This is a genomic window from Nakamurella sp. UYEF19, from assembly GCF_040546275.1.
Taxonomy (GTDB): Bacteria; Actinomycetota; Actinomycetes; order Mycobacteriales; family Nakamurellaceae; genus Nakamurella.
In genome coordinates, this window is record NZ_JBEPNO010000016.1 from 93,971 (window position 1) to 109,967 (window position 15,997).

Here is a 15,997-nt window from a genome sequence, read left to right on the forward strand (position 1 = left end):
TGGCTGACCAGCGATAACGGGCGGAGATCCGGACTCGTCGGAAATTGGGGGGTCGAAAGTGGCAGAGGGTGGGGTAATGTGGCAGAAGTTGGGGCCGAGGGGTGCAGGTGCTCAGGTCAGACCAGACCGTGGTCGGACGTCAGGCGATTCCTCTCAGATGGTCGTCAGCAGCAGTTGCCCTCCAGCAAGAGATGTCCGGAAGTAGTAGTTACTAGCAGCGGTTCAGAGCTATCGGTGTGAATGGGGCGAGATGAGGTGTTGAGAGTTGTTCACAGGCTTCCTCGGCACCTACACGCCCCGGATGGACGACAAGGGCAGGGTGACCCTGCCAGCGCGTTACCGGGAGACGTTCGCTCCTGGGGTCATGATCGTCCGCGGTCAGGACCACTGTCTATACCTGTTCACCCCCGACGGCTTCGATGATTTCGCGGAGGTGGCCATCAACGCCCCCATCACGAACGCCGAAGCCCGCGGATACCAGCGCTACATGTTGTCCAACACCGATGACCAGCGTCCGGACGCCCAAGGTCGGATCAGCATTCCGATCCGCATGCGCGAGTACGCCGGTCTCACCAAGGACGTCATCATCGCCGGCGTCGGCAAGCGGATGGAGGTCTGGGACGCGGACGAGTGGGCGCGGTACGAAGCAAGCCAGGAAGCCGGCTATGCATCGCCGCCCAGTGGCGTGCTGAACCAGCCCGGCACCGCCAGTAGCTAGCAGTACCACCAGCAGCGAGCAGTGCAGTAGCGAGCAGTGCAGTACTGAACCGAAGTATCAGCACCGAGCAGAACGAGTGGCACCACGCAGTTCCTGCCGTCCGGCCTGCACCCGCACCGGACCTGACACGACTTCCCCCGTGCCAGGCCCGATGCGGGTGGGGACCCGTCAGCACGACCTGCGCCCGGCAGAGGTACGGCGAAGAAGGGGACTGACAGATGGTCTCCGGCGCCGCTTCCCACGACCCCGGCGCCCCGCACGACCCCGGCGCTGCGCCGCACCACCCCGTTGCCCCGCCCGACCCCGTTGCCCAGCGCGATCCCGGATCCGACCGGATCCACCTCCCCGTTCTCGCCAGACGGGTCACCTCCCTGCTTGCCCCGGCCTTCAGTGACCTCGACCGTCCAGTCTTCGTCGACGCCACGCTCGGCATGGGCGGACACACGCTGCTGCTGCTGGACGCCCATCCCACCCTGCACGTCATCGGCATCGACCGTGACCCGGCCGCGTTGCGCATCTCGGCGGAGCGGTTCGCCGCGGCCGGCCACACCGACCGGGTCGACCTCGTGCACGCCGTCTACGACCAGGTCGGTCCGGTGATCGCGCGCCGCGCCAAGGGCGGGGTCCAGGGCATCCTCTTCGACCTCGGGGTGTCGTCGCTGCAACTCGACCAGGCCGACCGCGGCTTTGCCTACTCCGTCGACGCACCCCTGGACATGCGGATGGACCCGACCACCGGGATCTCCGCCGCCGAGGTGCTGAACAGCTACACCCCAGGTGATCTCGCCCGTGTGCTCAGCCGCTACGGGGAGGAACGCTTCGCCAAGAAGATCGCCTACGCGATCGTTCGGGAGCGCGATCGGACACCGTTCACCACCAGTGCGCGGCTGGTCGAGCTGCTCTACCGGGAGATCCCGGCGCCCGCCCGACGGACCGGGGGACACCCGGCGAAACGGACCTTCCAGGCCCTGCGCATCGAGGTCAACAACGAACTCGGCGCCCTCACCGAAGCGATCCCGGCCGCGGTCGCCGGCCTGGCCGTCGGCGGCCGCATCGTCGTGATGTCCTACCAGTCGCTCGAGGATCGGATCGTCAAGCGGGCGATCGCCCCGGCCACCCTGTCGACCGCACCCGTCGACCTCCCGATCGACCTGCCCGGCCACGAGCCGAAGCTCGAGTGGCTGACGCGGGGTTCCGAGACACCCACCGAAGACGAGATCAACGAGAACCCGCGGGCGGCCTCGGCCCGTCTCCGGGCGGCGCGGCGTGTGCGAAAGGCGACGGTATGACGACGCAGGAAACCGATCGGATCGATGGTGCCGCCCGATCCGGTTCGACGAAATCCACGAAGTCCTCCGACAAGGCCTACGAGCGCCGAATGCGGCGCGACCGGGCCCTTGCGGACCGCCGCCTGACCCGGACCGGATCGCCGATCTCCTCCGCGCTGACCAGGGTCCCGTTCGTCGTGCTGGTCATCCTGCTGTTGGCCGGCGGTGTCGTCGGCGTCCTGTGGCTCAACACCATGTCCGACGCGGTGGGGCTGCGAGCCGGCTCGAGCCGGCTCGAGCAGGCCGCGCTGACCGCCAAGATCCAGGCTGAGAACCGCTCTGTCCAGGCGCTGCGCGATCCCTCCGTGCTGGCATCGGAAGCCAGCGCGCTCGGGATGGTTCCGCCAGGCGACGCGGCGATCCTGGTGGTCGACCCCAAGGGCAAGGGGTCGGTCGTCGGTACCCCCAGTGCGGTCCCGGGTCCGGCCGCGGCGGCCGGCGCGTCCCCGACGACGGCCGCCACCACCGCGCGTGTCACCACCGCGCCTGTCTCCACCGCGCCCGCCACGACCGCGCCGGTGGCACCGCCGAAGACCACCGCGCCCAGGACCACGCCGAAAGTGGTTGTCCCGCCCAAGGTCACGCCACCGAAGGTGACGACACGGGCCGCGGCCCCCAGGACGACGCGGGCGAAGACGGCGGTGCCCAGGACCGCACCGAAGACGACCGCACCGAGGACGACCGCACCGAAGACCACCGCCAAGACCACCGCGCCGAAGACGACAGCGCCCGGAACGACAGCGGTCAGAGCCGCGTCGACCGCAACCACAGGAGGCTGACGATGAGCACCGGACGACGGGACGACCCACAGGATCCGTACCACCCAGCCCGTTCGAGGCGCGTCGAGCCGACCCCCGACGGTCGTCGTCGGGTCGCCCCTGACGCACTGCCGGACTACCTGGCGCACCCTCGGCAGCGGGTGCCCAACCGTCCGGCCCCGGCCCGGGCCCGTAGTGCCGGCGAGCGGCGCCCATCGACGCGTGTGCGACGCGACGACCGCAGTGATGACCGCCCGGGCGAGGGACCTGAGCTCATCGGTGCCAGGGCCGGTTCGGCCGCGGGCACTTCTCGGACCACTTCGTCGTCACGGGGCACCGCCGGCCGGCAGACCGCCGCACCCCGCCAGCGGACGGCGCCACCCACCGGGGCGGTGCGCGCGCCGGCCGGTCCAGCGCCCCGCACCAGGCCGGCCCGGACCGCCTCCCGGAAGAAGGCCGTCTCACAGCGTGGCCGTCGTACGCGGCGGGACCGTGGAGCCCGGGTCAACCATCGGCTGCGTACCCGCGGTGCTCTCGGACTGATCCTGGTGCTGCTCACGGTCGCGCTCGGCAAGCTGATCACCATCCAGACCGTCGACTCCAAGGCGCTTGCACTGGCCGGCCTCGACCAGAAGCAGTACGTGCAGAACCTGCACGCCCTGCGCGGTTCGATCGACGACCGCACCGGGGCCCCGCTGGCCTTCACCATCGCCGGCAAGCTCATCGCCGCCCACCCCGCAAGCTTCCAGAACGATGCCCAGCGCAGCCAGGTGGCCGACATCCTGGTCGCCGGACTCGGGAGCGCGGTCAACAAGCAGGACCTGATGACGAAACTCAAGTCGAAGAAGAACTACGTCTACCTCGCCCGGGACGTCCTGCCCGCCGTCAGCGCGGCGATGATGGCCAAGGTGGCGAAGGTGCTCGTCCTGAGCAAGGCCGACAAGGCGCTCGCCCTGAAGTCCCCTGCGGACGGCAAGAGGGTCGCGGCGGTCCAGAAGAAGCTCGTCAACGCCGTGGTGACCGAGAACCAGGACATCCGCACGCAGCCCGGCGACGGGCTGGCTGCCGCGGTGGTCGGTACGACCTACGCGAACGGGCACGGGCAGGCCGGCATCGAGTCCAAGTTCGATGCACTGCTGACCGGCAAGGACGGCTCCCGCACGCTGCAGCTCGACAGCAACGGGGTGGCCATTCCCGACACCGTCACCAAGCTGACCCCGGCGATGGACGGCACCAGCATCACCCTGACCCTCGATCAGGATCTGCAGTACAGCGTGCAGCAGTACCTGCAGGCCCAGGTGAACTCGTCGCAGGCCAGGAGCGGTTGTGCCGTGGTCAAGGGCATCAGCGACGGACAGATCTACGCCATGGCCTGTTTCCAGCCCGGCAAGACGGCGGCGGAGATCGGCAATCCCGCGGTCAGCACCCCGTTCGAGCCCGGTTCGGTCAACAAGGTGGTCACCTTCGCGGCCGCACTGGACCGCGGGTTGATCAGCCCCAACGCGGTGTTGAGCGTGGACGGTCAGATCTCGATGGGTGGCCGGAACATCCACGATGCCTGGGCGCACGGCGCAGTCAACATGACCGCGACCGGCATCCTGGCCAAGTCGTCGAACGTCGGCACCCTGATGATCGCCCAGAAGCTCGGCCCGTCCGTCTTCGCGCAGGAACTCGCCAAGTACAACCTCGGTCGCAAGACCGGGATCGAGTTGCCGGGTGAGTCCGCCGGCAGCTACCCGGCGCAGGCGCAGTGGTCGGCCACCAGCTTCGCCAACCTGCCGATCGGACAGGGCATCAGCATGACCCTGCTGCAGTTGGTCGACATGTACCAGGCGATCGGCAACAAGGGTGTGATGGTGTCCCCGACGATCATCGCCGGCACCACCAAGGCCGGCGTCTACACGCCGACCAAGATCCGGGCGACCGCCCAGGTGATGAAGCCGACGACGGCCACGACCCTGCTGGGCATGCTGCGAGGGACGGTGCAGGGAGGCAACTGGTATCACGACGGGACCGCACCCAAGGCGGCCATTCCGGGGTATCAGGTGGCGGGCAAGACCGGAACCGCTCAGCAGGTGGACCCGGTGACCAAGTCCTACTCCCCGACCCTGACCAACGCCACCTTCGCCGGGGTGGTCCCGGCCGACAACCCGAAGTTCGCGATCGCCATCATGATCGACGCGCCGGTGAACGGCTCCGAGGGCGGGGACAGCGCAGCTCCGCTCTTCCACAAGATCGCCTCGTATGCGCTACGGGCCTACGACGTCCCGCCGTCGGCCACCGCGGCGCCGGTCTACGATCTCTACACCCAGAACCAGTGACGTCGACGTGCCCCGTCGACGACGAACACCGAACGATGAACCCCGAACGATGAACCCCGATGTGCCCTGAACCGGTAGCCTTCACCGACGTGTCCACCTCATCAGTGCCCGGCTCCGGCGGGCTGCGCCCGGCTGCCGTCGTCGGAGTGCGGTTGGGTCATCTCGCTCTGGTGGCGGGCCTCCGCGACGGGGCGCTCACCTCCTCGGGGTCGGGCGACAGCCCCCCCGATCCCGACGTGAGCGTCACCGGTATCACCCTCCGCGCGCAGTCCATCCGTCCCGGCGACCTGTTCGCCGCGCTCCCGGGGACCAAGGTGCACGGCGGTGTCTTCGCCGGCGAAGCCATCCGGGCCGGCGCTGCGGCGATCCTCACCGATCGCGCCGGTCTGGCCGCCGTCCGGAGCAACTCCGACGGTTCGGCTGACGAGACCACGGCAGTCCCGGTCCTGCTGGTGGAGGACACCAGGGCGGTGCTCGGCCAGATCTCGTCCGCCGTCTACGGTGATCCGAGCCGGCGTCTGGCGGTGGTCGGGGTCACCGGTACGTCCGGGAAGACCACCACCGGCTACCTTCTCGAGGCGGCGCTGTCCGCGGAGGGCCACCGGACCGGGTTGGTCGGCACCGTGCAGACCCGGATCGCAGGACAGGCCAGCAATTCCCTGCTCACCACCCCGGAGGCGCCGGATCTGCAAGGCCTCTTCGCCGTGATGGTGGAACACGGGGTCGACGCCGTCGCGATGGAGGTGTCGTCACACGCTCTGTCCCTCGGCCGCGTGGCCGGCACCGCGTTCGCCGTTGGTGCGTTCACCAATCTCTCCCACGACCACCTCGACTTCCACCCGGACATGGAGTCGTACTTCCAGGCCAAGGCGATGCTCTTCGACGGGCGGGCCGCTGCCGGAGTGATCGACGTCGACGACGAGTACGGCCGCCGACTCGCCGCCCTGCATCCCGATGCGGTGACCGTGTCGGCCACCGCCGACACCGGAACCGGTTGGGCGGTCCTGGATGTCGCCGCTTCCGCGGCCGGACGACAGCAGCTGGTGGTCCGGCGTCCGGCTGGTGACCTGTTGACCGTGGAACTCGCACTTCCCGGTCATTTCAACGTGTCGAACGCCGTGGTCGCCCTGGCCTGCGTCGACGCTCTCGGACGGGACGTCGAGCTCGCGGCGGCCGCCCTGCGTGACGTGGTCGTGCCCGGCCGGATGGAGCGGGTGGACGCCGGCCAGGGTTTCCTGGTGGTCGTCGACTATGCGCATAAACCGGCCGCCATCACCGCAGTGCTGGAAGCGATCAGCGCCGGCCTCACCGGACGCCTCATCGTCGTGGTCGGTGCCGGTGGCGACCGCGATGCCGGCAAGCGCCCGCTGATGGGGGCGGCCGCGGCGGCCGTCGCGGACCTGCTCATCGTCACGGACGACAACCCCCGGTCCGAGTCGCCGGCTGCGATTCGGGCGGCAATCCTGTTGGGCGCCAAGGGTGCTGTCCCTCGAGCTCGTCCGGGAACGGTACAGATCAGCGAGATCGGCGACCGTCACGAGGCGATCCGCGTCGCGCTGGCAGCGGCTCGCACTGGCGATGCCGTGGTGATCGCCGGCAAGGGCCACGAACAGGGCCAGGACGTCGGGGGAGTGATCCACCCGTTCTCCGACCGCTCCGAAGCAGAGGTGGCCCTGGTCGGCCTCGGTCATACCGGCGAGGCGGTGGCCGCCCGATGATCCCGATGACCCTGGCCCGCATCGCCGACATCATCGGCATCCCGGTTCCCGCCCCGGCAGATGCCGACGTCGTGGTGACGAGCGTCGAATTCGACACCCGCAAGGTCACCCAGGGGGCGCTGTTCGTCGCGCTGCTGGGCGAGCGGGTGGACGGCCACGACTTCGCCGCCGCCGCCGCTGCGGCCGGGGCGGTCGCCGCGCTCGGCTCGCACCCGCTGGACGGGACCGGCGAGACCCTTCCGTTGCTGCAGGTGCCGGACAACGACGCGGTGCTGCAGGCTCTGTCGCAGATCGCAGCGGTGAGCGTGGCGGAGTTGGTGGAGCGCGGCGGCCTGACCGTCATCGGGGTGACCGGATCGGCCGGCAAGACCTCGACCAAGGACCTGATCGCTTCCGTGCTGCGCGCCGGGTTCGGGGATAGCACCAGGGCGAGCGGAGCGTCGGGGGATGACACAGTCGTGGCGCCACCGGAGTCGTTCAACAACGAGCTCGGCCATCCCTACACGGCGCTACGGGCCGGGGCAGGGACGAGATTCCTGGTCATGGAGCTCTCCGCCCGCGGCATCGGACACATCGCAGCACTGGCCGCCTCGGTCCCGCCCCGGATCGGTGCCGTCCTCAACGTCGGCACCGCCCACCTCGGCGAGTTCGGTTCGGTCGAGGCCATCGCGAATGCCAAGGGTGAGCTGGTCGAGGCACTCCCACCCGCCTCCGCCGGCGGGGTGGCGATCCTCAACGCCGACGACCCGCGGGTGTTGGCCATGTCCGCCCGCACCACGGCCGAGGTGGTCACGGTCGGGACCGGGACCGGCGCAGTGGTCAGAGCCGTCGACGTCACCAACGACGGTGGCGCGCGCGCCCACTTCACCCTCGTCACGCCGGAGGGTTCCGCACCGGTCTCGTTGCAGGTGGTGGGAGCACACCAGGTCGGAAACGCGCTGGTCGCCGCGGCGGTCGGCCGCGCAGTCGGGATGGCTGTCGCGCAGATCGCCGACGCCCTGGACGGCTCGCGCCCGGCGTCCAGGTGGCGGATGGAGATCACCGAGCGGGCCGACGGCGTGACCGTCATCAACGACGCCTACAACGCCAATCCGGAGTCGATGCGCGCCGCGCTGCAGTCGCTTGCGGTCATCGGCGAGCACCGTCATACCTGGGCCGTGCTGGGCGAGATGGCCGAGCTCGGCGACCTCGCGCAGCAGGCGCACGATGCCATCGGCCGGCTGGTGGTCCGGCTGGGGGTCGACCGGCTGATCGTCGTCGGTCAGGCCGCCCGGCCGCTGCACCTGGGGGCGCACCTGGAAGGCTCGTGGGGCGGCGAGAGCGAGATCGTCGACGACATGGACGCTGCCCTGGCAATACTTTCCGCCCAGTTGGAACCGGAGGACGTGGTGCTGGTCAAGGCTTCCCGCTCGGTCGGTCTCGACCGGCTGGCAACCGCATTGCTGGCCGAGGCGTCCACCCTGACCTCGGTCCCCGAGGGTGATGCAGCGACAACCGGATCGTCGACCTCCCAGGAGCCAGTGTGAAGTCGATCCTGATCGCCGCGGTCGTCGGGCTGGTGGTGTCGATCCTGCTGACGCCCTACCTCATCAAGGTCTTCTCCCGGCAGGGTTTCGGCCAGGAGATCCGGGACGACGGCCCGCAGACGCACCTGAAGAAGCGGGGTACGCCGACCATGGGCGGCACCGCGATCATCATCGCGATGTGGACCGGATACCTGGCGTCGGTGATCGTCCAGATGGCCACCGGCGGCGCCGGTCCGACGGCCTCCGCCTGGCTGCTGCTCTACCTGACGACCGGACTCGGCGTCGTCGGCATGCTCGACGACTACATCAAGATCAGAAAGCAACGCAGCCTGGGGCTGAACAAGCGCGCGAAGTTGATCGGACAGTTGTTCATCGCGGTGTCCTTCGCGGTCCTGGCGTTGCAGTTCCGCAACGTCGGCGGATCGACGCCCGCGTCCACCCACCTGTCCTACGCCCGGGATTTGAAGTTCATCACCTTCGGTGCCATCGGCTTCGTGATCTTCGCGATCCTGGTCATCGCCGCCTGGTCCAACGCCGTCAACTTCACCGACGGGCTCGACGGCCTCGCGGCAGGCTCGTGCGTCATGGTGCTCGGCACCTACGTCTTCATCTGCTATTACCAGTTCCGCAACGCCTGCTTCAACACCGAGCTTTCCGGCGCCGCCCTCAACGGTTGTTACCAGGTCCGTGACCCACTGGACATCGCGGTGGTCGCGGCGGCGGCGCTCGGTGGCTGCATCGGTTTCCTGTGGTGGAACGCCCATCCGGCCCGCATCTTCATGGGTGACGCCGGATCGCTGGCCCTGGGCGGCCTGATCGCCGGGCTGTCGATCCTGACTCGGACCGAGCTCCTGACGGTGGTGATCGCCGGCCTCGCCGTGGTCGAGATGCTGTCGGTGGTGGTGCAGATCCTGGTCTACAAGACGCGCAGGATCCGGATCTTCAAGATGGCTCCGTTCCACCACCACTTCGAGGTCGGCGGCTGGACCGAGACCACCGTGATGGTGCGCTTCTGGCTGCTCGCGGCCATGTCGGCCGCGCTGGGGGCCGCGCTGTTCTACGCGGACTGGCTCTCGCACACCGGTGGCTGAGCAGGCGCCTTCGGCCGGCCGGTCATCGACGCTCGTGCTGCCGCGCGCCGGTGACCTGGTGGTGGTGACCGGTGGCGGGGTCTCGGGTCTGGCCGTCCTGAAGTACCTGGTCGGGATCGGGGCCACCGTGCTGGTCACCGCCGACCGCGTCGCGCCGACGCTGCCGGCCGACCTGCGGGATGCCGTCCGGTCGGTCGCCGACCTGCCCGCCCCGCCGGCCGGCACCACGTTGTTGGTCACCTCTCCCGGATTCCGGCCCACCACACCGATCCTGGTCGCGGCCACGGCGGCCGGCGTCGAGGTGATCGGCGAGATCGAACTGGCCTGGCGGGTCGACCGGGCATCGGTGCGGCCCCGGGACTGGCTGGTGGTCACCGGCACCAACGGCAAGACCACCACCGTCGGCATGTTGGAGTCGATCCTGCGCGCCGACGGTCAGGTCGCGACGGCCTGCGGCAACGTCGGCTGGCCGGCGTTGGAGGCGGTCATGGCCGATCCTCGTCAGGAGACGATCGCCGCCGAACTGTCCAGTTTCCAGTTGCACTACGCGCCGTCCGTCAGGCCGGCCGTCGGTCTCCTGTTGAACCTCGTCGAGGACCACCTCGACTGGTACGGCGGTTCGATGCAGGCGTACGGCGCCGACAAGGCGAGGGCCCTCACCGGCGCGGTGGCGATCGCGGTCGTCGACGATCCCGGAGCGGCTGCCCTGCTGTCTGCCAGCCCGGCGCCGCGCAAGGTGGAGGTCACCGCCGGACCACCGCCGGTCGGCGGGCTCGGCGTGCTCGACGGATACCTGTTCGACGACGCCTACGGCGCCGGACCGCTGCTGCCGGCGGCGGAGATCCGGCCGGCCGGCGTGCACAACGTCACCAATGCACTGTCCGCCGCGGCCATGGCCCTCGCGTCCGGTGTGTCGGGAACCGCGGTGGCGCAAGGACTCCGGGACTTCCTGCCCGGGGCGCACCGCAACGTCCAGATCGCCGAGGTCGACGGGGTCGCCTACGTCGACGACTCCAAGGCGACCAACCCGCACGCCGCCGCGGCGTCGCTCGCCTCCTACGCCAGGGTGGTCTGGATCGCCGGCGGGCAGTTGAAGGGTGCCTCCATCGACGACCTGGTGCTGGCGATCGCGGACCGATTGGTGGGCGTCGTGCTGATCGGCGTCGACGCCCCCATCATCGCGGCGGCACTTTCCCGACACGCGCCGAATGTCCCCCGGATGGACGTCACCGGCAACGACGATGGGGTCATGACCGAGGTGGTGGGAGCGGCCGCGACGATGGCTGCGCCGGGCGATGTGGTGCTGCTGGCACCGGCCGCGGCGTCCCTGGACATGTTCGCCTCCTACGCCGCCCGCGGCGCCGCCTTCGCGGCGGCTGTCGCCTGGCTGGAAACGCGCTCGTGACGTCGACGAACACCACGCGCGGCGTCTCCTCCGGTGGGTCCGGTCGCCGGCCGCTGTCCGGTCTGCGCCGCACCGCCAAGGACTGGCTCGACCGCCCGATGACGTCGTGGCACCTGATCATCGGCATCACCTTCCTGATGCTCGGGTTCGGGCTGTTGATGGTCCTGTCGGCGTCGTCGATCGCCTCCTTCCACGCCAACGGCGGCGCGCCGTTCGCCACGTTCGAGAACCAGGCGATCTTCGCGGTGATCGGGCTGAGCGGATTCCTGTTCGCGTCCCGACTGTCCGTGCGCGTGATGCGGACGTTCTCGTTCCCGCTGGTGGCGGTGTGCCTGGCTCTGCTGGCCGCAGTCCTGCTCCCGGGCATCGGCAAGCGAACCGGAGGTGCCCGCAGCTGGATCGACCTCGGCCCGATCCAGTTCCAGCCCAGCGAGGTGGCCAAGCTGGCGCTGCTGATCTGGATGGGTCACACCCTGGCCGCCCGGCGCAACACCCTTCGCTCGATCCGGGCTCTGCTGTTCCCGGTGCTGCCGATCTTCGTCCTGATGGTCGGCCTGATCATGTTGGAACCCGATCTCGGCACCACGGTCAGCCTCGGCATCGTCTTCATCGCCGTGCTGTGGTTTGCCGGCGCCCCCTGGTGGATGTTCGCCGGGCTGACCGCGGCCGGCGGCGCAGTCGTCGTCTACCTCGCCACCTCGGCCGGCTACCGCTCGGCGCGGATCGCCACCTGGCTGGACCCCGGCTCGGCCTCCAAGGCGGCCGTCTACCAGATCCACCAGAGCTACTACTCACTGGGGACCGGCGGTCTCTTCGGCGCCGGACTCGGCGCGTCGCAGGCGAAGTTCGGCTGGTTGCCGAACGCCGATTCCGACTTCATCTTCGCCGTGATCGGCGAGGAACTCGGTCTTGTCGGGGCCGGTCTGGTGCTGCTGCTCTTCGGCATGCTGGCCTACACCGGTCTGCGGATCGCCCGCCGCAACGTCGACCCGTTCATCAAGATCGTGGCCTCGGCGGCCACCATCTGGCTCGTCGGTCAGGCCGCGATCAACATCGGCTACGTCGTCGGTCTGCTGCCGGTCACCGGTATCCCGTTACCGATGATCTCCCGGGGCGGAACGTCGTTGGTGATCACCATGGTGGTGTTCGGGCTGCTGGCCAATTTCGCACGCCGGGAACCGCACGCCGCCGCTGCGCTGCGCTCCCAGGGGCCCGGCCGGATGGCCAGGTTCCTCGGACTCGGCGCGAAACCGCCCAAGCCGCCCAAGGCCCGCAGGCCGCCGAAGGCCCGCAAGCCGGCAACGGCCCGTCCGGCGCGCCGGCCCCAGCGGCCCGTCAGGTCCACGGCGGTCAGCGATCCTGGGCGATCCGCCGAGCGCACGGTCCGGCGCCGGGCCGAACCCGCCAGACGATCCGGCCGTTCGGTCCGCGTCGATGGTCAGGATAGTCCGAACCGCACCGAACGTCAGGCGCGTCCGGACAGCGCGGCACGGTGGGCCGGGTACGGGCCGGGTGCCGACCGGACTCCGCCACCACATTCCCCGTCGCTCCGCTCGCCCGTCCGGCTGCGGCGGTCCGGTGACTCCCGGGGCACGCTGCCGTCCGCCGATTGGCAGGGTCGTTCCTTCGTCGAGCCCGACCGCCGCCCGCGGCGCGGTCGCCCGTGAGCGGCGTGCGGGTCCTGATCGCCGGTGGTGGCAGTGCCGGGCACGTGCAGCCCGCCCTGGCAGTGGCCGACGCACTCGTCCGGGCCGACCCGTCGATCCGGATCATCTGTCTCGGCACCGCCGGCGGGCTGGAGACCATCCTGGTGCCGGAGGCCGGCTACGAATTGCGGCTCATCCCCGAGGTCAAGTTCCGCCGCAAGATCAATCTGGAAGCGCTGCGCATCCCGGCGCGTCTGGTGCGTACCGTCCGGGCCGCCGCCGCGGTGATCAGGGCGGAACGAATCGACGTCGTCATCGGATTCGGCGGATATGTCTCGCTGCCGGCCTATCTCGCGGCGAGAGTCTCGCTGCGCCACCGGATTCCGGTAGTGGTCCACGAAGCGAACGCCAGGGCCGGGATCGCGAACAAGGTCGGCGCCCGGGTGGCCGCCATCGTCGCGGCCGCCGTCCCGGGGTCCGGACTCAAGGATGCGGTGGTGGTGGGCAATCCAGTGCGGCGATCGCTGTCCGGGCTGGATCTGAAAGCGCTGCGGGTGGAGGCCAGGGCGTACTTCGGGCTCGATCCCGATGCACCGACCCTGCTCGTCATCGGTGGGTCGCTCGGCGCGATCAAGCTCAACGACGCCTTCAGCGGCATCGCGGCGGAATTGGGCCGGGCCGGGGTCGGCGTGCTGCATGCCCACGGCCGGGCCAAGCCCGTGGTGCTGCCGAGGGCGGAACCCGGTGTGCCGCCGTATGTCCCGACCCCGTACCTGAACCGGATGGACCTCGCCTACGCCGCGGCCGATCTGATCGTGGCCAGGTCGGGCGCCATCACCGTCGCCGAGATCGGTGCCCTCAAGGTGCCCGTGGTGTATGTGCCGTTGGTCTTCGGCAATGGCGAGCAGCGGCTGAACGCGGTGCCCCAGGTCGAGTCCGGCGCGGCCCTGACCATCGACGAGGACGAGCTGACCGGTCGGGCCATCCTGGACCGGATCGTGCCGCTGGTGAAGGACCCGGACCGGCTGGCCAAGATGTCCGCGGCGGCCAACACCAGTTCCACCCTGGACGCCGACGACGTGATCGCGCGGCTGGTCCTTGGTGCCGCCGGTCGCCGGGACCCCGGAGCGCCCCGGAGCGGCGACATGACCAGCGGCGAGGCGAGATGATTAGCGGGACAGAGGGTCTGCCTGTCGATCCACCGATCGCCGCCGACGGTACCTCGCTCTCGCGGGTGCACATGGTCGGCATCGGCGGAGCGGGGATGAGCGCGATCGCACGGATTCTCGCCGATCGCGGTCTCCCGGTCTCCGGGTCCGACGCCAAGGGCTCCCACGTCCTGACGGGGCTTGCCCAGCGCGGGGTGCTGACGGCGGTCGGCCACACGGGCGACAACCTGGATTTGCTGCCCGGCGGCCCGACGGCGGTCGTCGTCTCGACGGCCATCCGGCTCACCAATCCCGAGGTCGTCGAGGCCAGGCGCCGCGGCATCCCGGTGCTGCAGCGGGCCATCGCGCTGGCCGCGTTGATGACCGATCACCGCAGCGTGTGCGTCGCCGGCACCCACGGCAAGACCTCGACCACGTCGATGCTGACGGTGGCACTGCAGGCCGCCGGACTCGACCCGTCCTTCGCCATCGGAGGCGAACTCAACGAATCCGGATCGGGTGCGCACCACGGCACCGGTGACATCTTCGTCGCCGAGTCCGACGAGTCCGACGGCTCCTTCCTGGCCTTCGCGCCGCACGGAGCGATCATCACCAATCTCGAGGCGGATCACCTCGACCACCACGGCACCGCCGAGGCCTACGCTGCCGTTTTCCGGCAGTTCGTCGACCGGATCATGCCCGGTGGATTCCTGGTGCTGTGCCTGGACGATCCGGGTACCAGGACGCTGATGTCCGAGGTGGCCGGGCAGCCGGGTAGCCCCCGCATCGTCACGTACGGCTTCACCGACGGTGCCGACCTGCGGATCACCGACCACCGGCCGGCCGGGCACGGCGGGACGGCGGTGGTGCAGGTCGCCGGTGAGGTGGACGTACTGCTGCATCTGGCGGTCCCCGGTGCGCACATGCTGTCCAACGCGGTCGCGGCGCTGGCCGCCGGCATCGCACTCGGAGTTTCCGCCGACACGATGGCGGCCGGGCTCGCCGCCTACACCGGCGTGCGGCGCCGCTTCGAGTACAAGGGCCGGTCCTGCGGCGTGTCCGTCTACGACGACTACGCCCACCACCCGACCGAGGTCGCCGCCCAGTTGCTGGCCGCCCGCTCGGTGCTGGCCGGCACCGCGGACTCGGGTTGGACACCGGAACCGCACGAGGCGGGCCGGCTGGTGGTGATCTTCCAGCCGCACCTCTACTCGCGGACGGTGGCGTTCGCCGCGCAGTTCGCGACCGCCCTCTCGGCCGCCGACGTGGTGGTCGTGCTCGACGTCTACGGTGCCCGTGAAGATCCGGTGCCCGGGGTCAGCGGCGAGCTGATCACCCGGCAGATCCCCGATGGTCCGGTCACCGACGGGGCGGACAGCCGTCAGGTGCTGTACCTGCCGTCGCTGGCCGCGGTACCCGAGACGGTCGGAAACCTGGTGCGGCCGGGCGATCTGGTCATCACCATGGGAGCGGGCGACGTCACCATGCTCGGTCCGCAGCTGCTGGAACACCTGGAGTCCCGATGACGTCGGGACAAGGGGTTCAGCAGCGCCCGCAGCACCGGCGGTGGCCGTGGGTGCTGGCCCTCGCCCTGGTGCTGACCCTGATCGGCGGCGGCGCCTTCGTGGTCTACGCGACGCCGGTCCTCGGATTGCAGCGGGTCGACGTCACCGCGTCGGCCGGAGATCTGTCGGCGGCGGTCAGCGAGGCGGTGACGTCGGCGGTGGACGTTCCCGACGGCACGCCGCTGCTGCGCATCGATCTCGGTGAGGTGAGGGCCAAGGTCCTTGCCGTGCCGCAGGTCTCGGCCGTGTCGGTGTCCCGTCACTGGCCCAACAACCTGATGATCACGGTGACGCAACGGGTTCCGGTTGCGGTGACCAGCGCCAACGGAGCGTTCTGGCTGCTGGACGCCAGCGGCGTGCCTTACCTGAGGGTCGTCAAGGCGGCCGTGCCGACCGCTCTGCCGACCGTCGAACTTGCCACTCCCGGCCCACTCGACCCGTCCACCCGGGCCGCTCTCGCCGTGGTCGAGCAGCTGACCGGACCGATCCGGTCGACGCTGGCTTCGGTCAGCGCCCGGTCGCCCTACGCGGTGGTGCTGCAACTGCGCGACGGCCGCTCGGTGGTCTGGGGCAGCCCGGAGGAAGGCGCCCGCAAGATGCAGATCCTCGCGGCTGTCCTTGCCCAGCCGGGCAAGACCTACGACATCTCCGACCCCGCCTACGTCACCGTCCGCCCCTAGCCCCGCCCCGCCCCGCCCCGCGCTTATCAACTTCGACGGCGCTCATGATCGGGTCGATTTCTGTCACTCAGGTCCCAAAACCGCCAACTTCGT

General features: G+C 69.9%; 12 protein-coding genes. All 12 read left to right on the forward strand.

Going from position 1 to position 15,997, the window contains the following annotated elements:
• Positions 1-265: 265 nt before the first annotated feature.
• Complete coding sequence (mraZ, locus tag ABIB25_RS19835; RefSeq protein ID WP_354530240.1) at positions 266-718, forward strand: division/cell wall cluster transcriptional repressor MraZ; 453 nt, start codon at positions 266-268, stop codon at positions 716-718.
• A gap of 218 nt (positions 719-936) precedes the next feature.
• Entirely contained in the window at positions 937-2,007 is a 1,071-nt protein-coding gene (rsmH, locus tag ABIB25_RS19840; protein ID WP_354530241.1) for a 16S rRNA (cytosine(1402)-N(4))-methyltransferase RsmH, read from the forward strand.
• Complete coding sequence (gene ftsL, locus ABIB25_RS19845) at positions 2,004-2,825, forward strand: cell division protein FtsL (RefSeq protein ID WP_354530242.1); 822 nt, start codon at positions 2,004-2,006, stop codon at positions 2,823-2,825. The genes rsmH and ftsL overlap by 4 nt, the downstream gene beginning before the upstream one ends.
• 2 nt (positions 2,826-2,827) lie before the next feature.
• Positions 2,828-5,125: a peptidoglycan D,D-transpeptidase FtsI family protein gene (locus ABIB25_RS19850; protein ID WP_354530243.1), complete on the forward strand. Its 2,298-nt coding sequence runs from the start codon at positions 2,828-2,830 to the stop codon at positions 5,123-5,125.
• Between the two features lie 59 nt (positions 5,126-5,184).
• Complete coding sequence (locus ABIB25_RS19855; protein WP_502919861.1) at positions 5,185-6,843, forward strand: UDP-N-acetylmuramoyl-L-alanyl-D-glutamate--2,6-diaminopimelate ligase; 1,659 nt, start codon at positions 5,185-5,187, stop codon at positions 6,841-6,843.
• Positions 6,840-8,369 carry a UDP-N-acetylmuramoyl-tripeptide--D-alanyl-D-alanine ligase gene (locus ABIB25_RS19860; RefSeq protein ID WP_354530245.1) on the forward strand — a complete coding sequence of 510 codons (1,530 nt, stop codon included), beginning with the start codon at positions 6,840-6,842 and terminating at the stop codon, positions 8,367-8,369. Before ABIB25_RS19855 ends, ABIB25_RS19860 begins: the two co-directional genes overlap by 4 nt.
• Positions 8,366-9,460, forward strand: a complete 1,095-nt coding sequence (gene mraY, locus ABIB25_RS19865) for a phospho-N-acetylmuramoyl-pentapeptide-transferase (protein ID WP_354530246.1) — start codon at positions 8,366-8,368, stop codon at positions 9,458-9,460. Before ABIB25_RS19860 ends, mraY begins: the two co-directional genes overlap by 4 nt.
• Complete coding sequence (gene murD / locus ABIB25_RS19870; protein ID WP_502919862.1) at positions 9,453-10,865, forward strand: UDP-N-acetylmuramoyl-L-alanine--D-glutamate ligase; 1,413 nt, start codon at positions 9,453-9,455, stop codon at positions 10,863-10,865. The genes mraY and murD overlap by 8 nt, the downstream gene beginning before the upstream one ends.
• The gene (gene ftsW, locus ABIB25_RS19875) at positions 10,862-12,532 is read left to right on the forward strand and encodes a putative lipid II flippase FtsW (RefSeq protein ID WP_354530247.1); all 1,671 of its coding nucleotides are present in this window, start codon (positions 10,862-10,864) and stop codon (positions 12,530-12,532) included. Before murD ends, ftsW begins: the two co-directional genes overlap by 4 nt.
• Positions 12,529-13,680, forward strand: coding sequence for a UDP-N-acetylglucosamine--N-acetylmuramyl-(pentapeptide) pyrophosphoryl-undecaprenol N-acetylglucosamine transferase (locus tag ABIB25_RS19880; RefSeq protein WP_354530248.1), 1,152 nt, complete (start codon positions 12,529-12,531; stop codon positions 13,678-13,680). Before ftsW ends, ABIB25_RS19880 begins: the two co-directional genes overlap by 4 nt.
• A complete protein-coding gene (gene murC / locus ABIB25_RS19885) occupies positions 13,677-15,185 on the forward strand; it encodes a UDP-N-acetylmuramate--L-alanine ligase (protein ID WP_354530249.1) in 1,509 nt (502 codons plus the stop codon). Before ABIB25_RS19880 ends, murC begins: the two co-directional genes overlap by 4 nt.
• Positions 15,182-15,904 carry a cell division protein FtsQ/DivIB gene (locus ABIB25_RS19890; protein ID WP_354530250.1) on the forward strand — a complete coding sequence of 241 codons (723 nt, stop codon included), beginning with the start codon at positions 15,182-15,184 and terminating at the stop codon, positions 15,902-15,904. The genes murC and ABIB25_RS19890 overlap by 4 nt, the downstream gene beginning before the upstream one ends.
• Positions 15,905-15,997 lie beyond the last annotated feature (93 nt).